This window comes from Streptomyces sp. NPDC091972, assembly GCF_044756385.1.
Taxonomy (GTDB): domain Bacteria; phylum Actinomycetota; class Actinomycetes; order Streptomycetales; family Streptomycetaceae; genus Streptomyces.
The window spans coordinates 451,841-468,379 of the sequence record NZ_JBIVSV010000003.1; the positions used below are offsets into that span (position 1 = coordinate 451,841).

Sequence of the window (16,539 nt, forward strand, 5' to 3'; positions counted from 1 at the left end):
GCGGGGGAAGCGCTCCCCTGCCCGCCAGGTCAGTGGGCCGCCCGAAACGACCGCAGCCGCAGCGAGTTGCCGACCACGAACACCGACGAGAACGCCATCGCCGCCCCCGCGAGCATCGGGTTGAGCAGTCCGGCCGCCGCCAGCGGCAGCGCGGCCACGTTGTACGCGAACGCCCAGAACAGGTTGGACCGGATCGTGCCCAGGGTCCGGCGGGCGAGGCGGATGGCGTCCGCCGCGGCCCGCAGGTCGCCCCGGACGAGGGTCAGGTCACCGGCCTCGATCGCGGCGTCCGTGCCCGTGCCCATGGCCAGGCCCAGGTCGGCCCGGGCCAGCGCGGCCGCGTCGTTGACCCCGTCGCCGACCATCGCGACCGAACGTCCCTCGCCCTGAAGGCGCTTGACGACGTCGACCTTGTCCTGCGGCAGGACCTCGGCGATCACGTGCTCGGCGGCGATGCCGACCTCCCGGGCGACGGACTCGGCCACGGCCCGGTTGTCACCGGTCAGCAGGATCGGCGTGAGCCCGAGACCCCGCAGCCGGGTGACGGCCTCGCGGCTGGTGTCCTTGACCGCGTCGGCGACCTCTAGGACGGCCCGTGCCTCCCCGTCCCAGGCGACCGCGACGACCGTACGGCCGGAGGACTCCGCCGCGGCCCTGCTGAGCCGCAGATCCTCCGGCAGCTCGACGGCCCAGTCCGCGAGCAGCCGCTCGCGTCCGACGAGGACGGCGTGCCCGTCGACGACGCCCTGAACACCGAGCCCCGGGACGTTCGCGAAGTCCTCCGGCGCGGGCAGTGAACCCAGCTTCTCCAGCGCCGCGCCGGCGACCGCGCGGGCCACCGGATGCTCGGAGGCGTGCTCCAGGGCGCCCGCCAGCCGCAGGACGTCGGCCTCGTCGGTGCCGGGGACGGTGTGCACGGCCAGCAGGGTCATACGGCCGCTGGTGACGGTGCCGGTCTTGTCCAGGACGACAGTGTCGACCTCGCGAGTGGACTCCAGGACCTCAGGGCCCTTGATCAGGATGCCGAGTTGAGCTCCGCGCCCGGTGCCGACCAGCAGCGCGGTGGGCGTGGCGAGGCCCAGGGCGCACGGGCACGCGATGATCAGTACGGCGACGGCGGCGGTGAACGCGGCGGCCGTACCGGCGCCGTTGCCGAGCCAGAAGCCCAGGGTGCCGAGCGCGAGCGCGATCACCACCGGCACGAACACCCCGGAGATCCGGTCCGCGAGCCGCTGCGCTGCCGCCTTGCCGGTCTGGGCGTCCTCGACCAGCTTGGCCATCCTGGCGAGTTGGGTGTCCGCGCCGACCCGGGTCGCCTCCACGACGAGCCGTCCGCCCGCGTTGAGGGTGGCGCCGGTGACGGAGTCCCCGGGGGTGACCTCCACCGGTACCGACTCGCCGGTGAGCATCGAGGCGTCCACGGCGGAGGAGCCCTCGACGACGGTACCGTCGGTGGCGATCTTCTCGCCGGGACGGACGAGGAAGCGGTCGCCCACCTGCAACTCGGCCACAGGCACGGTCTGTTCATGACCGTCCGGGTGCAGCACGGTCACGCTCTTCGCGCCGAGCTCCAGCAGCGCCTTCAGGGCCGCGCCCGCCTTGCGCTTGGAGCGGGCCTCGAAGTACCGGCCGGCCAGGATGAAGGCGGTGACCCCGGCCGTGGCCTCCAGGTACAGGTTCCCGGTGCCGTCACCGCGGGCGATCGTCAGCTCGAAGGGGTGCTTCATGCCCGGAGTGCCGGCGGTCCCGAGGAACAGCGCCCACAGCGACCAGCCGAAGGCGGCCGTCGTACCGACCGAGATCAGCGTGTCCATGGTCGCCGCGCCGTGCCGGGCGTTGGTGAACGCCGCCTTGTGGAAGGGCCACCCGGCGTACGTCACCACGGGTGCCGCCAGTGTCAGCGACAGCCACTGCCAGTACTCGAACTGGAGCGCCGGGACCATCGCCATCGCGATGACGGGCACCGCCAGCACCACCGCGGTCACCAACCGCTCGCGCAGGGACCGCAGTTCGTCGGGCTCGTCCTCGTCGGTGGCGGCCGGCTCGGGTGGCGCCGGTTCCTGGGCGGTGTACCCCGTCCTCTCGACCGTGGCTATCAGGTCCCGGACCGAGACGTCCGCGGTGTGGGTGACCCGGGCCTTCTCGGTGGCGTAGTTGACGGTGGCGGTGACCCCGTCCATCCGGTTGAGCTTCTTCTCGATGCGCGCCGCACACGAGGCGCAGGTCATGCCGCCGATGGCGAGCTCGGTCTCGGCCGCTGCGGTGGTGGGCATCGGGCGCTCCTCGTGGATACGGGGTGGGGGTATGCTGTGACGCGTCTCCTGTATACCCCGGGCAGGTATCCGGAGCAAGTGATCGAACGGCTTGACTTGATACCCCCCAGGGGTATGGTGAAGTGCATCGGGAACCCCTGTCGAGCCGGAGGAGCCGGTCATGCACGCTGGACTGAAGATCACCGCGTTCGCCGCCGCGCTGGCAGCGACGTTCGGCACCGCGTACGGCGTGGGCCAGGGCATGGGCCCTGTCGTCGACGACGAGCCGCCCGCCCGCCACGACACCCACGCGAGCGGCGGAGACGCCGCACAGTCACCGCCGGCCGCACGCGGGTCGGGACACGCGGGGCACTCCGGGCAGGAGTCGGCCCCGGCCGGTGGGCTCCAGATCTCCGAGGGCGGCTACACGCTCGACCTGCGAACCCCCCGCCTTGAGGCCGGACGCACCGCCGACCTCCGTTTCACCGTCCGGGGCGACGACGGCCGCCCGGTCACTGCCTTCCGCCGGGAGCACGACAAGGAGCTCCATCTGATCGTCGCCTCACGCGACCTGAACACCTACCGCCATCTGCACCCCACGCGGGCCGCCGACGGAACCTGGAGCATCCCCGTCTCCCTGCCCCGGGCGGGCGGTTACCGGGTCTTCGCCGACTTCACCCCCGACAAGAAGGGCGCCGAGAACCTCACCCTCGGCGCGGACCTGGCCGTGTCCGGCAGCTACGCCCCGCGGGACCTGCCCGCGCCGAACGCCACCGCCACCACCGACGGCTACCAGGTCAAGCTCGGCGGAGCGCTGCGCCCCGGCGCCGCCCGTGAACTGAAGCTGACGGTCTCCCGGGGCGGCCGGCCGGTCACCGACCTCCAGCCCTACCTCGGCGCCTACGGCCACCTGGTCGCCCTGCGCTCCGGCGACCTCGCCTACCTCCACGTCCACCCGAACGGCGAGCCGGGCACCACCCCCGCCGGCCCGGACATCTCCTTCACGGCGACAGCGCCCAGCAGCGGCAGCTACCGGCTGTTCCTCGACTTCAAGCACGAGGGCAAGGTGCACACCGCCGCGTTCACCGTCAGGACGGGAGAAGCGGCCGCCGCCCCGGCCCAGGAGGCCCCACACGACTCCTCCGCCGAGCACGGCCACTGACCGTCAGCCGACGGGGTGCCCGGACTCCTCCGCCGAGCAAGGCCGCTCGGTATCAGCCGATGCGGGCTCCCGTGCCGGCGACCCGCACCCTGGGGTCGCCGGGGCGCAGGGTCACCGTGAGTTCGCCGGGGCGGCCCAGGTCCTCGCCCTGGTGCAGGGTGAGGACCGCGTCCTCGGGCACCAGGCCGAGGTCACGCGCGTACGCGCCGAACGCCGCGGCCGCCGCACCGGTCGCCGGGTCCTCGACGACACCGCCGACCGGGAACGGGTCACGGACGTGGAAGACGGTGGCCGACTCCCGCCACACCAACTGGACCGTGGTCAGGTCCAGCCGGTGCATCAGGGCTTCGAGCCGGGCGAAGTCGTACGCCAGCTCAGCGAGGCGCGCGCGGGTCGCCGCCCCCAGGACGAGGTGGCGGGCACCGGCGAACGCGATCCGGGGCGGGAACGCCGGGTCGAGATCGCCGGCCGGCCAGTCGAGCGCGGCCAGCGCCTCCGCGAGGGCCGCGTCGGAGACCTCTTCGACATGTGGCTCGACGCTGGTCAGCGTGGCCCGCAAGGTCCCGTCCTCCTCCGCCACCGACACCGGCACGGTCCCGGCCGAGGTGGCGAACACCAGCTCTCCCGGGCCGATCCGCTCGGCCAGCGCGAGGGCGGTCGCGACGGTGGCGTGCCCGCAGAACGGCACCTCGGCCTTGGGGCTGAAATAGCGGATGCGGAACGTCCGCCCCTCCGGTCCCTCCAGCCCCTCGGGCGGGGCGGTGAGGAACGCGGACTCCGAGTAACCGAGCTCGGCGGCGACGGCCAGCATGTCGCCGTCGGAGAGAGAGGCGGCGTCCAACACCACGCCGGCGGGGTTGCCGCCCTCGGGGCTGCTGGAGAAGGCGGTGTAGCGCAGAACCTCGGGCCGGGGCGCGTTCGTCGTCATGTCTGACGGCAACATGGGACCAGGCGGCGGCTATTCCGGGTGCTCAGCCGAGGGCCCGGTCCAGGTTGAACGCCGCGCTGATCAGGGCGAGATGGGTGAACGCCTGCGGGAAGTTGCCCTGCTGCTCGCCGGTGTTGCTGATCTCCTCGGCGTACAGGCCCAGATGGTTGGCGTAGGTGAGCATCTTCTCGAAGGCCAGCCGTGCCTCGTCGATCCGGCCGGCGTGCACCACGGCCTCGACGTACCAGAACGAGCAGATCGAGAAGGTGCCCTCGTCGCCGCGCAGCCCGTCGGGGCTCGCCATCGGGTCGTAGCGGTAGACGAGGGAGTCCGACACCAGCTCCTCGGTCAGCGCGTCCAGCGTGGACAGCCACTTGGGGTCGGTCGGCGCGATGAACTTGGTCAGCGGCATCATCAGCACGGCCGCGTCGAGCACATCGCCGTCCTCGTGCTGGACGAAGGCCTGCCGCGCCTCCGACCAGCCGCGGTCCATGATCCGCCGGTAGATCGTGTCCCGGCACTCGCGCCACCGGTTCAGGTCGGCGGGCAGACCGCGCCGGTTGGCCATGCGGATCGCCCGCTCGATCGCCACCCAGCACATCAGGCGTGAGTACAGGAAGTTCTTGCGGCCGCCGCGGGTCTCCCAGATGCCCTCGTCGGGCTGGTCCCAGTGCTTGCACACCCACTCCACCAGCGTGCACACGTCGTCCCACTGGCCGCTGGAGATCGGCTTGGCCCACTTGTCGTAGAGGTAGACCGAGTCGATCAGCGCGCCGTAGATGTCGAGCTGGAGCTGGTCGGCGGCGGCGTTGCCGACCCGGACCGGCGCCGAGCCCCGATGCCCCTCCAGATGGGGCAGTTCACGCTCCGCCAGATCGGTGCGGCCGTCGATGCCGTACATGATCTGGAGCGGCCCCGAGGGGCCGTGGCCCTCCGGGCTGACGTTCCGGATCAGGAAGTCCATGAACTGCTCGGCCTCGCTGGTGAAGCCGAGCCGCAGCAGCGCGTAGACGCAGAAGGCCGCGTCGCGCACCCACACGTACCGGTAGTCCCAGTTGCGCTCGCCGCCGAGCTGTTCGGGCAGGCTGGTGGTCGGCGCGGCCACGATGGCGCCGGTGGGCGCGTAGGTGAGCAGCTTCAGGGTGAGGGCGGAGCGGTGCACCATCTCCCGCCAGCGACCTCGGTACTTGGAGGCGGACAGCCAGTGCCGCCAGTAGGCGACCGTGCTGTTGAACTGCTCCTCGGCCTCGGTGCGCGCGCACCGGCGCGGGGTCACCTCGCCGCCGACCTGATCGAGCGCGAACACCGCCGACTCGCCCTCGGCGAGCTTGAAGTCCGCCCGTACGTCCGGGCCATCGGTCTCCAGTGCCACCGTCGCGGTCAGCCCCAGCGACAGCTTCGGGGACTCGAAGACCGCCACATCGCCGACCATGCGCACGGTGTGCGGCTGGGTGCCGTAGTCGAAGCGCGGCGCCACGCGCGTGCGGAAGGGGATCGAACCGCGCACGCACACCACCCGCCGGATCAGCCGGTGCCGCTCGGTCTCCACCGCGTCGCCGTCGACCGGCATGAAGTCCTGGACCTCGCCCACCCCGTCCTCGGTGTAGAACCGGGTGATCAGGACATTGGTGTCCGGGAAGTAGAACTGCTTGGTCCGGGCCGGCACGGCCGCCGCCAGCTCGAAGCTGCCCCCGCGCTCCGCGTCCAGGATCGACGCGAACACGCTCGGCGCGTCGAAGGACGGGCAGCAGTACCAGTCGATCGTGCCGTCGGTCCCGACCAGCGCCACACTGCGCAGGTCGCCGATCAGCCCGTGCTCGGCGATCGGCAGGTAGCCCAGGTGATCCCTGGCTGATCCGTTCATCGCAGCCTCCTGCCGATCAGCCTAGGCAGGTTCCCCGCGGGTGTCAGGGGAACGGTCCTCACACCGTGAGGACCCGCAGCCCCGCCTCCTCGAACCGCCGGACCGTCTCGGGGGCCGCCGCCGAGTCCGTGACCAGGGTGCCGACCTGCCCGGTGGCACAGATCCGGGCGAACGCCCGCTGCCCCAGCTTGCTGGAGTCGGCGGCCACGACGACCCGCTCGGCCCGCTCGCACAGCAGCCGGTTGATCGCGGCCTCCGCCTCGTCGTGGGCGGCGGCACCGTGCGTGACGTCGAACGCGACGACACCCAGCACCGCCACGTCGAGCGTCACCTGACCCAGCACCCCGTCCGCGAGCGGCCCGACGAGTTCGTACGACTGCGGACGCGCGACCCCGCCGGTCAGCACGATCTTGAACTGGGGGCGTACGGCCAGCTCATTGGCGATGTTGAGCGCGTTGGTGACGATCGTCAGGCCGGGGGAGCCGCTGGAGAGGTCCCCGCGCACGGCGAGGGCCCTGGCCACCTCGGTGGTGGTCGTGCCGCCGGTCAGTCCGACGGCCTCGCCGGGCGCGATCAGTTCCCCGACCGCCTTCGCGATGCGCTGCTTCTCGGAGGCGTGGCGGGCCGTCTTGTACCGCAGGGGCAGCTCGTACGAGACGCCGTGCACGACCGCCCCGCCCCGGGTGCGCACCAGCATCTGCTGCTCGGCGAGCTGGTCGAAGTCACGGCGGATGGTCGCCGCCGAGACCTCCAGGTCGGCGGCCGCCTCCTCGACGTCCAGCCGGCCCCGCTCGACGAGCAGTTCCAGCAGCGCCTTCCAACGGGCGTCCCGCGACATCCGCACCCTCCGTCCCTCGCCCTCCCGGCGACCCTAGCGCACCCTTTCCCCGTTGGAATGCTTGATTGTGCTTGAAACATAGCTATATCTTGCAAGAACAATCATGACGAGGGAGGGGTACGGCGTGACTCATGTCGAGGACGAGCTGACCAGCCAGCCCGCGTGCTGGACCCGGGCCGCGAGCGAGGTGCCACGCCACTCGGGCGCGCTTCCGGCGGCCGGGGAGCGGGTCGCGATCGTCGGATGCGGCACCTCGTACTTCATGGCGCAGGCGGCCGCGGTGCTCAGGGAGAGCGCGGGGCAGGGCGAGACCGACGCCTTCGCCGCCTCCGAGTTCCCGGCCGGCCGCGCATACGACCGGGTCCTCGCCCTCACCCGCTCCGGCACCACCACCGAAGTACTCGAGCTGCTCGGGCGGTTGAAGGGCCGTACCCGCACCACCGCGGTCACCGCCGACCCGGACACCCCCGTCATGACCGCAGCCGACGAGGTCGTCGTCCTCGACTTCGCCGACGAACGCTCCGTAGTCCAGACCAGGTTCGCGACCACCGCCCTCACCCTGCTCCGCGCCCACCTGGGCCTGCACACCGACGCCGTGGTCGCCGACGCGCGCACCGCGCTTGCGACGCCCCTGCCCGAAGGGCTCGTCGACCGCACGCAGTTCACCTTCCTCGGCCGCGGCTGGACGGTGGGACTGGCCCACGAGGCCGGACTGAAGATGCGCGAGGCCGCTCTCGCCTGGACCGAGGCATACCCGGCGATGGAGTACCGGCACGGCCCCATCAGCGTCACCACGCGCGGTACCGCCACCTGGATGCTCGGAGAGGCTCCCGAGGGCCTGGCCGAACAGGTGCGGGAGACCGGCGCACTGTGGGTGCCGGGCACCCTGGACCCCCTCGCCGAGCTGGTCCGCGTGCAGCGCCTCGCGGTCGCCGTCGCCGCGGCCCGCGGCCTCGACCCGGACCGGCCCCGCCACCTCACCCGCTCGGTGATCCTCGCCCGCCCCTAGGAGACGTCGTGCCCCTGGTCACCACCGGCGAGCTCGTCACCCGCGCCGCCGGCACCCGCTCCGCGGTCGCCGCCTTCAACATCATCACCCTGGAACACGTCGAGGCCGTCGTCACCGCCGCCGAGTCCCTGGGCACGCCCGTCGTCCTCCAGGTCAGCGAGAACGCCGTCAAGTTCCGCCAGGGCCGCCTCCACCCGCTCGCCCGGGCCGCCGTCGCCGCGGCCGAACGCGCCGCCGTACCCGTCGCGCTGCACCTCGACCACGTCAGGAGCGACGACCTGCTGCGCCAGGCGGCCGACGCGGGATTCAGCTCCGTCATGTACGACGCGGCCCACCTTCCCTACGCCGAGAACCTCGCCGCGACCCGGGCCGCGACCGACTGGGCGCACTCCCAAGGGATCTGGATCGAGGCGGAGTTGGGCGAGGTCGGCGGCAAGGACGGCGCACCCCCGCTCGACGCCCACGCCCCCGGCGCCCGCACCGACCCCGGCGAGGCCCGTGCCTTCGTCACCGACTCCGGTGTGGACGCCCTCGCCGTGGCCGTCGGCAGCGCCCACGCGATGACCGAGCGCACCGCCACGCTCGACCACGATCTCCTCAAGCGCCTGTCCGGCACCCTGGACGTCCCCCTCGTGCTGCACGGCTCCTCGGGAGTCCGCGACGAGGAACTCACCGCGGCCGTCGCGGGCGGCATCGCCAAGGTCAACGTCGGCACCGCGCTCAACCTCGCCCTGACCGGCGCGCTCCGGGACCACCTCGCGGCCCACCCCGACGCGGTGGACCCGCGCACCTACCTGAGAACCGGACGGGACGCCATGGCCGGGGCGGCCCGGCGGATCATCGAGCTGCTCGCGCGGTGAGGACGGGCTGGTAAAACCCGCTGGACGCCGGATCGTGCCAGCGCACGTCGGCGAAACCGGCGGCGGTCACGAACTCCGTGAGCCGCGCGCGGGTCAGCGCCCACGACGTCGTACGGCGGACGCGGACCGTCCAGTCGTCCCCGCCGCCGGGCAGGAGCTGGAAGTACTCCTGGTCGTAGCGCTCGCCGTCCGGGTGCCAGTGCCACAACTGGAAGGTGATCACCCGGCCGTCGGGGCCCTGCGAGACCTGCGGGGGAGCGGCCCCGGGCCGGGTCCTGCGGATCTCGTCGTAGTCCCTGAGAGTGAGCAGCAGCAGCCCCCCGTCCCGCAGGACCCGCCGCATGTCCGCGAGTGCGGCCGCCACATCCGGGGCCGTCAGCAGATGGGCCACGGAGTTGTCGGCGCAGACGACCACGTCGAAGACGGACGGCGCGAACGGCAGCCGTCGCATGTCCGCGGCCGCCGCCGGCAGCCGGGCGCCGCGCGATGCCGCCTCCGCCGCGGCGCGCGTGACCGCGACGGGACTGATATCGCTGCCGACGACCCGGTGTCCGGCCAGCGCCAGCCCGATCGCCTGGGTCCCGATCCCGCACGAGCAGTCCAGCACCCGGTGCGGACCCGGCCCGAGGAGCGCGCCCAGCGCCGCCGACTGCCGGGCCATGCTCGCGTCCCAGTCCGCGAAGATCCGGTGGTAGTCCGGAGCGAGCGAGTCGTAGAACTCCCGCGCCGAGGAAGCCGGGGAAGCCGCGGAAGCCGGGAAAGCCGGGGAGGCCGGGGGTTCAGTCACTCGACCTTTTTACCGCCTTGAGCACCACGAACTTCGGGTCGCTCGCGACCAGTTGACTGTTGCCGAACAGTTTCCGCAGCTTCACGTGGTACCCGAGGTGCCGGTTGCCGACCACCCACAGCTCGCCGCCGGGCCGTAGCGTCCTGCGTGCACCCGAGAACATCCGCCAGGCCGTCGCGTCGGTCGTGGCCTGGTGGGAGTGGAAGGGCGGGTTGTTCAGGACGAGGTCGACGCTGTCCGCCGCGACCCCCGCCAGACCGTCCCCGACCCGGAACTCCGCCTGCCCCGGCACCCCGTTCGCCTTGTACGTCGCCTCCGCCGAGGCCACGGCCTGGAAGGACTCGTCGACGAACAGCACCTCGGCCTCGGGGTCGGCGAGGGCCATGGCCGTACCGACGATGCCGTTGCCGCAGCCCAGGTCCACGATCCGCCGGTGGCCTCGGCCGTACGGCAGGTGCTGGAGGAAGAACCGGGTGCCGATGTCGAGCCGGTCCGCGCAGAAGACGCCCGCGTGGTTGACGACGGGCCGCCCGGAGACGGCACCGATGCCGTCCGGGAGCGTGTAGCCGTACGGCCACGGATTGGCGGGCCGTTCGAGCGACGGCTCGGGCGTGCAGAAGACGAGCCGTGCCTTCTTCCACGCCAGCGAGGTGCGGGTCGGGCCGAGGATCCGCTCGAACAGCTGGAGCGTGGAGGTGTGGATCTCCTTGACCATGCCGGTGCCGACGACCACCGTGCCCTCGTGCACCGCCGGCGCCAGCCGTGAGAGCTGGTCCTCCAGCAGGGCCAGGCTCTTCGGCACGCGCACCAGCAGGACGTCGATCCGGTCGGGCGGCGGGTCCTGCGTGGTGAGCAGCGGCACGGTGCCGGGCTCGACACCGGCGCGTGCCAGGTTGGCACGGGTCGCCTCCTGGCTCAGCCAGGAGTCCGTGATCTGCACGGGCCGGTGCGCCGCCAGCGCGGTGACCAGGGCGCCCCAGCGGTCCCCGACCACCACGACGGTGCCGGACAGCGCCACCCCCTCGTCCGCGAGATGCCTCAGCAGGTACTCGTCGGAGGCGTCCCAGGCGCGCAGCAGGTCGCGCGGGTCCTCGGGGAAACGGGTGAGGGCGAGTTCGCCCCAGGGCGTCGTCATTCGGTCGTCCATCGTGCGTCCAGGCTATCGGAGCCGCAGCTCAGACCCCTCGGGCAGGATGGAACCCATGGACGCCGAGCTGTTCCCCCGAGCCCGTACGGAGGTCGCGCCGGGCGCGGTGCACGTGCCGGACTGGCTGGACCCGGCACGGCAGCGCGAGCTGCTGGCGGCCTGCCGCCGGTGGGCGCGCCCGCCCGCGGGGCTGCGCACGGTCCGCACCCCCGGCGGCGGCACGATGACCGCACGGCAGGTCTGCCTGGGCTGGCACTGGTACCCGTACGCCTACGCCCGCACGGTCGTCGACGGCGACGGGGCGCCGGTCAAGCCCTTCCCGCCGTGGCTGGGCGAGCTGGGCCGGGAGGCCGTGCGGGACGCCCTGGACGCCGAGGCCGCCGGATACGACATCGCACTGATCAACTTCTACGACGGGGACGCCCGCATGGGCATGCACCGCGACAGCGACGAGAAGTCGGACGCGCCGGTGGTCTCCCTGAGCCTCGGCGACACCTGCGTCTTCCGCTTCGGCAACCCCGAGACCCGGACCAGGCCGTACACGGACGTCGAGCTGCGCAGCGGCGACCTGTTCGTCTTCGGCGGCCCCTCGCGGCTCGCGTACCACGGGGTCCCCCGTGTGCATCCGGGCACCGCGCCGCCCGAGTTGGGGCTGACGGGACGGCTGAACATCACGCTGCGGGTCAGCGGCCTCCAGCGCGGGACGGCCGGCGGATCATGGGAGACTCGCCCTCATGAGCGGCAAGGCGGACCCCCGGACGGCGGGGGAAGGGACCCCCTCGAGGGGGCGGCTGGACCGGGGGCGCGGTGCGCTCGGGCCCGCGTTGGAGCTCGTGCACACCGGACGGGCGCCCACCCGGGCCGTGCTCACCGCCGAACTCGGGGTGACCCGGGCCACGGCCGGCGCGGTCGCCGCCGAGCTGGAGGCGCTCGGGCTGATCCGCGTCGACGCCCGGCCCACCGCGCCGGCCGGTTCGCAGGGCAGGCCCTCCCACCGGCTCGCGGTCGCCGAGGACGGCCCCGTCGTCCTGGCCGCGCAGGTGCACGCCGACGGCTTCCGGGCCGCCCTGGTCGGTCTGGGCGGCCGTATCGTCGCCACCGCCCCCGGCAGCGAGACCATCGACGCCGACCCGGCGAAGGTCCTCGGCTCCGTCGTGGAGGCGGGCGCCGACCTGCTGCGCTCGACGGGCAGGCGCTGCGTGGGCGCGGGACTCGCCGTGCCGTCCGCGGTCGCCGAACCCGACGGACTGGCCCTCAACCCCCTGCACCTGGCCTGGCCGGCGGGAGCCCCCGTCCGCCGTATCTTCGGCGAGTGCGTGCGCGCCGCCGGCCTCACCGGACCGGCCTTCGCGGGCAACGACGTCAACCTCGCCGCACTCGCCGAGCACCGCCACGGCGCCGGCCGCGGCGCCCGCGACCTGCTGTGCGTGGCGACCGGACACCGGGGCGTGGGCGGCGCCCTGGTGCTCGACGGGCGGCTGCACACCGGCAGTTCGGGCCTCGCCCTGGAGGTCGGCCACCTCACCGTGAACCCCGAGGGCCGCCCCTGCCACTGCGGCAGCCGCGGCTGTCTGGACGTCGAGGCCGACCCGCTGGCCCTGCTCACGGCCGCGGGACTCGACCCCGGTCCCGAACAGTCCCTGCTCCGGCAGGCCGACGACCTCGTGCGCGACCACTACGACGACCCTGCCGTCCGCAGGGCGGCCGAGTCGCTGATCGACCGCCTGGGCCTCGGGCTCGCAGGGCTGGTCAACATCCTCAACCCGGACCGGATCATCCTCGGCGGCCTCCACCGCACCCTCCTGGACGCCGACCCCGGGCGTCTGCGGGCCGTCGTCGCCGACCGCAGCCTGTGGGGGCAGAGCGGCGGCGTCCCCATCCTGGCCTGCACCCTGGACCACAACAGCCTCGTCGGAGCGGCCGAGCTGGCGTGGCAACCGGTGCTGGACGACCCACTGGGGGCACTGGCCCGTGGCTGAACTGCTGGAGGCCGGGCGACTGCGCCTGGTCGAGGTGGCGGCCCCGCTGCTCCCGCCCGAGGCGCGGACGGCCATGGACCGCGCGTGGGGCGACGCCGTCCTGGCCAACCCGGCCCTGTTCGACGGCCCGGTGGCGGTCTGCGCGGGACTCTCCCGGCCGGCCCCGGACACCCTGGTCGTCTCCTGGTCCCGGACGACCTACCGCTACTTCGCCCTGCGCCGCGTCCCGGGCGCCACCGTCCTGCGGTCCCTGTTCGTGAGCGTGGTGCAGCCGACGGAGGACGGACGCGTCCTGGTGGGCCGCATGTCCCCGGCCACCGCCGCGCCCGGCCGCTGGCAGTTCCCCGGCGGATCGGTGGAACCGCCCACCGGCGACGAGCCGCTCGACGAGCACGCCCTGCGCCGCCACGCCGCGGTGGAACTGGCCGAGGAGACCGGCGTCGACCTGCCGCCCGCCGACCTCAGCCGATGCCTGGTGACCTACGGCGAGGACGGCCAGGTCGGCGTCCACTACCTGGCGCCGCCCCTGCCCGCGCCCCTGCTCCACGAGCGTTTCGAGGCACTCGTGGCCGCCGAGACGGCACGCGGGCGCGTCCCCGAGTTCGACCGGATCGCCCTCGTCGGCTCACCGGCCGAGCTGCCGGATCTCACCGGCCCGCACGTGGTCTACCTGGAACCCGTGGTCCGTTGGACGCACCGCCGAGTAGGCTCGTGACATGCGGATCTCCGTCTCCTCGGACATGGACGAACCGGTCGCGCGCACCCTCCTCGCCGAGCTGCGGGCACGCGGCCACGAAGTCGTCGCACACGGCGCCCTGCGCCCCGGCGCCGACCCGCAGTGGGCCGTCTGCTCCGAGGCCGCGGCCCGTGACGTGGCCGAGGGCACGGCCGACCAGGCCGTCGTGTGCTGCTGGACCGGCACCGGCGCCTCCATCGCCGCGAACAAGGTCCCGGGCGTACGGGCCGCCCTGTGCACGGACGCCCGCACCGCGGACGGCGCCCGCCGCTGGAACGACGCCAACGTCCTGGCCCTCAGCCTGCGCCTGACCTCAGAGCCGCTTCTCAAGGAGATCCTCGACGCCTGGTTCGCCGCGGCGCCGAGCGAGGACGCCGAGGACCGCGAGAACGTGGCCCGGGTGAAGCGCCTGGACGCCGACCGGACCTAGCCGCACGTCGAGCAGCCCGCCGTGTTCCTGGGCTCTGAGGGCGAGCGCGGTGTCGTCGCGGTGAACCTGTCCGACTTCCCGTGGGTGCCGGCGGACGGACCGGGACCGACGGGGGTCATGGAGCAGGAGCCGTACGCCGGCCTCCCGGACCGCCCGGTGCCGCTGAGCGGCCGAGTCAGGGACGCGTCCACTCCACGGCCAGCGCCCGACCGGGGTTGTCGACCAGGATGCGTCGTACCAGGTCCTCACCCAGCTCGGCCGCGAGCCGCGGACGCACCCGGCGCAGCAGGTACGGCATCCCGGGGCCCCCGTCGACCGACCGGGCGGCCGCTGTCGTGGTGTCGCCGCCCAGCAGCAGACGGTCCCCGTGACCCGCCTCGGCCAGGTTCCGTACGGCGTCCGGCATGCGCCAGTCCGTGGCGTGGTTGGCGCGCGACGGCCCGTCGAAGGCGAGCCAGCAGCCCGACGCCGCGGCCTGGCGGTGCACGGTGAAGTCGGGGGAGCGGTTCAGGTGCCCGAGGACCACCCGCTCCGGCGGCACCCCCAACTCCCCGCACAGCAGGTCCAGTACGTCCAGCGCGCCGGTGCCCAGCTCCAGGTGGACGGCGATCGGCGCCCCCGTCGCACGATGGGCCTCGGCCGCCGCCGACATCGTCCAGCGGGCGTGCGCGTCCAGGGCGTGGAAACCGCCCGCCACCTTGATCAGTCCCGCCCGGACCCCCGACTCGCGGATGCCTTCGGTCAGTTCGGCCACGAACACCTCGGCGAGCCTGCCGCGCAGCCCGGCGAGCGTGTCGTCGTCGTAGTGGACGGCCTGGTGCAGCCCGGTCGCGGCGACGATCCGCACCCCGGTCTCCCGCGACAGCGCGGGCAGTTCGGCGGCCCGCCGCCCGAGCCCGTACGGCGTCCACTGCACCACCGCGCCGCCGCCCTGCGCGGCGAACGCGGCCAGCTCCGCCCGCGCCGCGGAGACGCTGTGCAGCTCCTGCCCGGGCAGCCGGGGACTGCCGAAGAACAGGTGGTCGTGGGCGTCGCACACCCCGAGCCGCTCGGCGGGGACGTCACCGGCCACCGTGCGGACGGCTGCCACCCTCACCACTGCCGCCCCCGCGGCAGGCGCTCCCGGCCAGGGGCCGACATGTGCAGCACCTCGAACATCTCGCCGTCCGCCTTGGGCGACTCGTGCGTCCAGAGCGAGAAGTGCACGAGTTCCCAGCGGGCGGTGTCCACGACTGCGGCCGCGCACACCGCGCCGTCCTCCCCGGCCAGCCGCTCCGTCTCACCCACCGCGTCCGCCATCACCAGGGCCAACTCGACGCCGTCGGACACCGGTTGCCGCCGTCGCACGGCCCACCGGGCGGGGGAGACGGCGGCACCGGCGGGGTCTGCGGTGGGGCCCGCGGCGCCTCCCTCCTCGTACGCCACACCCGTCCACTGGCGTACCGTCGGCCGCCCGAAGTCGTCGCTGAGCCCCTGGAAGGCACCTCCCCACAGGAAGGTGTTCATGCCCTCCATCGTGTTCCAGAGGTAGAAGGGCGCGTACTGGTTGACGGGCGAGCCGTGCACCCCGCGCTCGCGCATCAGGTACGTCTTGAAGCCGAGTCCCTCCCAGTCGTCCAGCAGATGCCCGACCCGTTCCACGCGCGCGCGGACGACGCCCATGTCGTAGTCGGCGGGCAGGGTGAGTTCGTACTGCATGGCGTGCATCGGCGTCTCCTCGGGCGTGGTGGTCCTTCCGGGCGGGGTGCGCGTCCCGGTCGGCCGTCGTGTCGTCCTGCGCGGCCCCGGCGACCGCGAGACGGGTCAGGAAGGCGCGCGCCCCGGCTGCGAGCCGGCGAGCAGCGAGAGCAGGCCCCGCACGCCGGTGTCGAACGCGGCGGGCGAGCCGGACGCGCGGGCGAGGACATAGCCGCCCTGGACCGTCGCGAGCACGGTCGCCGCGATCTCCTCGCCGTCCAGCGAGGCCGCGAACTGGCCCTGTTCCTTGCCCTCTTCGACGATCCCGGCGATGCGCTCGCGGATCCAGTCGATCGTCTCGTCGACCGGCGCGCGCAGTTCGTCACTGGCGACGACGTCGGGGTCCATCGTGAGCCGGCCGACCGGGCAGCCGCGCAGCACGTCCCGCTCGCGCCGCAGATACGCCTCGATGCGCTCGTACGGCGTCCCGGGCCCGCCGAGCACGTCCTCCGCGGCGGCGCGCAGCTCCTCGGCGGTCCTGCGGATCGCGGCCAGGGCGAGGTCGGGCTTGCCCTTGAAGTGGTGGTACATGCTGCCCTGTCCGGCGCCCGCGCGCTCCAGGATGGCCTTGGGGCTGGTCCCCACGTATCCGCGCTCCCACAGCAGCTCACGCGTGGACTCGATCAGTCGGTCCGAGGTGCTCATACCGGCACTGTACATACTAGTAGTTACAGAAGTCGAGACCCCTGGGGAGCAGGCGGAACAGGCCCGCGTACTCCCCGGGAGGTACGCACACTGCCGCTGGCCGTACGACGACCCGGCCCCCTTCCTGAAGCCAGTCTCGAAGCAGCTCCGAACGACACCTTCAGC

The 16,539-nt window shown here is 73.3% G+C and carries 15 protein-coding genes and 1 pseudogene; 7 read left to right on the forward strand and 9 right to left on the reverse strand.

Going from position 1 to position 16,539, the window contains the following annotated elements:
• Positions 1-29 precede the first annotated feature (29 nt).
• Positions 30-2,273, reverse strand: coding sequence for a heavy metal translocating P-type ATPase (locus ACIQJT_RS11135; protein ID WP_402642102.1), 2,244 nt, complete (start codon positions 2,271-2,273; stop codon positions 30-32).
• Between the two features lie 160 nt (positions 2,274-2,433).
• On the opposite strand from ACIQJT_RS11135, the gene ACIQJT_RS11140 reads away from it, so the two are divergent.
• Complete coding sequence (locus ACIQJT_RS11140; RefSeq protein ID WP_402642105.1) at positions 2,434-3,414, forward strand: hypothetical protein; 981 nt, start codon at positions 2,434-2,436, stop codon at positions 3,412-3,414.
• 52 nt (positions 3,415-3,466) lie between these two features.
• On the opposite strand, the gene ACIQJT_RS11145 is transcribed toward ACIQJT_RS11140, so the two are convergent.
• Genes ACIQJT_RS11145 through ACIQJT_RS11155 form a run of 3 tightly spaced genes read right to left on the reverse strand, consistent with a single transcriptional unit; the run spans position 3,467 to position 7,044 of the window.
• On the reverse strand, positions 3,467-4,342 hold the full coding sequence (locus ACIQJT_RS11145) for a PhzF family phenazine biosynthesis isomerase (RefSeq protein ID WP_402642107.1): 876 nt from the start codon (positions 4,340-4,342) through the stop codon (positions 3,467-3,469).
• Positions 4,343-4,385: 43 nt separating this feature from the next.
• The gene (locus ACIQJT_RS11150; RefSeq protein WP_402642110.1) at positions 4,386-6,206 is read right to left on the reverse strand and encodes a glycoside hydrolase family 15 protein; all 1,821 of its coding nucleotides are present in this window, start codon (positions 6,204-6,206) and stop codon (positions 4,386-4,388) included.
• Between the two features lie 58 nt (positions 6,207-6,264).
• Entirely contained in the window at positions 6,265-7,044 is a 780-nt protein-coding gene (locus tag ACIQJT_RS11155) for a DeoR/GlpR family DNA-binding transcription regulator (RefSeq protein WP_365449050.1), read from the reverse strand.
• A 124-nt stretch (positions 7,045-7,168) separates the two neighbouring features.
• On the opposite strand from ACIQJT_RS11155, the gene ACIQJT_RS11160 reads away from it, so the two are divergent.
• Together ACIQJT_RS11160 and ACIQJT_RS11165 are read left to right on the forward strand one after the other, a co-directional pair.
• Entirely contained in the window at positions 7,169-8,053 is an 885-nt protein-coding gene (locus ACIQJT_RS11160) for an SIS domain-containing protein (protein WP_365449052.1), read from the forward strand.
• Positions 8,054-8,061: 8 nt separating this feature from the next.
• A complete protein-coding gene (locus ACIQJT_RS11165) occupies positions 8,062-8,913 on the forward strand; it encodes a ketose-bisphosphate aldolase (RefSeq protein ID WP_402642114.1) in 852 nt (283 codons plus the stop codon).
• Here ACIQJT_RS11165 and ACIQJT_RS11170 read toward each other — a convergent pair.
• Together ACIQJT_RS11170 and ACIQJT_RS11175 are read right to left on the reverse strand one after the other, a co-directional pair.
• On the reverse strand, positions 8,891-9,700 hold the full coding sequence (locus ACIQJT_RS11170) for a class I SAM-dependent methyltransferase (RefSeq protein WP_402642117.1): 810 nt from the start codon (positions 9,698-9,700) through the stop codon (positions 8,891-8,893). The two genes, ACIQJT_RS11165 and ACIQJT_RS11170, sit on opposite strands and share 23 nt — an antisense overlap.
• Positions 9,693-10,835, reverse strand: coding sequence for a methyltransferase (locus tag ACIQJT_RS11175; protein ID WP_402642615.1), 1,143 nt, complete (start codon positions 10,833-10,835; stop codon positions 9,693-9,695). Before ACIQJT_RS11175 ends, ACIQJT_RS11170 begins: the two co-directional genes overlap by 8 nt.
• Before the next feature lie 67 nt (positions 10,836-10,902).
• On the opposite strand from ACIQJT_RS11175, the pseudogene ACIQJT_RS11180 reads away from it, so the two are divergent.
• The 4 genes and pseudogenes from ACIQJT_RS11180 to ACIQJT_RS11195 all read left to right on the forward strand — a co-directional run.
• A pseudogene (locus ACIQJT_RS11180) lies at positions 10,903-11,541 on the forward strand (alpha-ketoglutarate-dependent dioxygenase AlkB family protein); the annotation flags it as partial.
• 40 nt (positions 11,542-11,581) lie between these two features.
• On the forward strand, positions 11,582-12,826 hold the full coding sequence (locus tag ACIQJT_RS11185; RefSeq protein ID WP_402642119.1) for an ROK family protein: 1,245 nt from the start codon (positions 11,582-11,584) through the stop codon (positions 12,824-12,826).
• Complete coding sequence (locus ACIQJT_RS11190) at positions 12,819-13,541, forward strand: NUDIX hydrolase (RefSeq protein ID WP_402642121.1); 723 nt, start codon at positions 12,819-12,821, stop codon at positions 13,539-13,541. The genes ACIQJT_RS11185 and ACIQJT_RS11190 overlap by 8 nt, the downstream gene beginning before the upstream one ends.
• Before the next feature lies 1 nt (position 13,542).
• Positions 13,543-13,992 carry an RpiB/LacA/LacB family sugar-phosphate isomerase gene (locus ACIQJT_RS11195; protein ID WP_402642124.1) on the forward strand — a complete coding sequence of 150 codons (450 nt, stop codon included), beginning with the start codon at positions 13,543-13,545 and terminating at the stop codon, positions 13,990-13,992.
• A 175-nt stretch (positions 13,993-14,167) separates the two neighbouring features.
• On the opposite strand, the gene ACIQJT_RS11200 is transcribed toward ACIQJT_RS11195, so the two are convergent.
• From ACIQJT_RS11200 to ACIQJT_RS11210, 3 genes are all read right to left on the reverse strand, one after another.
• On the reverse strand, positions 14,168-15,082 hold the full coding sequence (locus ACIQJT_RS11200) for a phosphotriesterase (RefSeq protein WP_402642126.1): 915 nt from the start codon (positions 15,080-15,082) through the stop codon (positions 14,168-14,170).
• 2 nt (positions 15,083-15,084) lie between these two features.
• Positions 15,085-15,699 carry a DUF4865 family protein gene (locus ACIQJT_RS11205; RefSeq protein ID WP_402642128.1) on the reverse strand — a complete coding sequence of 205 codons (615 nt, stop codon included), beginning with the start codon at positions 15,697-15,699 and terminating at the stop codon, positions 15,085-15,087.
• A gap of 96 nt (positions 15,700-15,795) precedes the next feature.
• Positions 15,796-16,389, reverse strand: a complete 594-nt coding sequence (locus tag ACIQJT_RS11210; RefSeq protein ID WP_402642131.1) for a TetR/AcrR family transcriptional regulator — start codon at positions 16,387-16,389, stop codon at positions 15,796-15,798.
• Positions 16,390-16,539 lie beyond the last annotated feature (150 nt).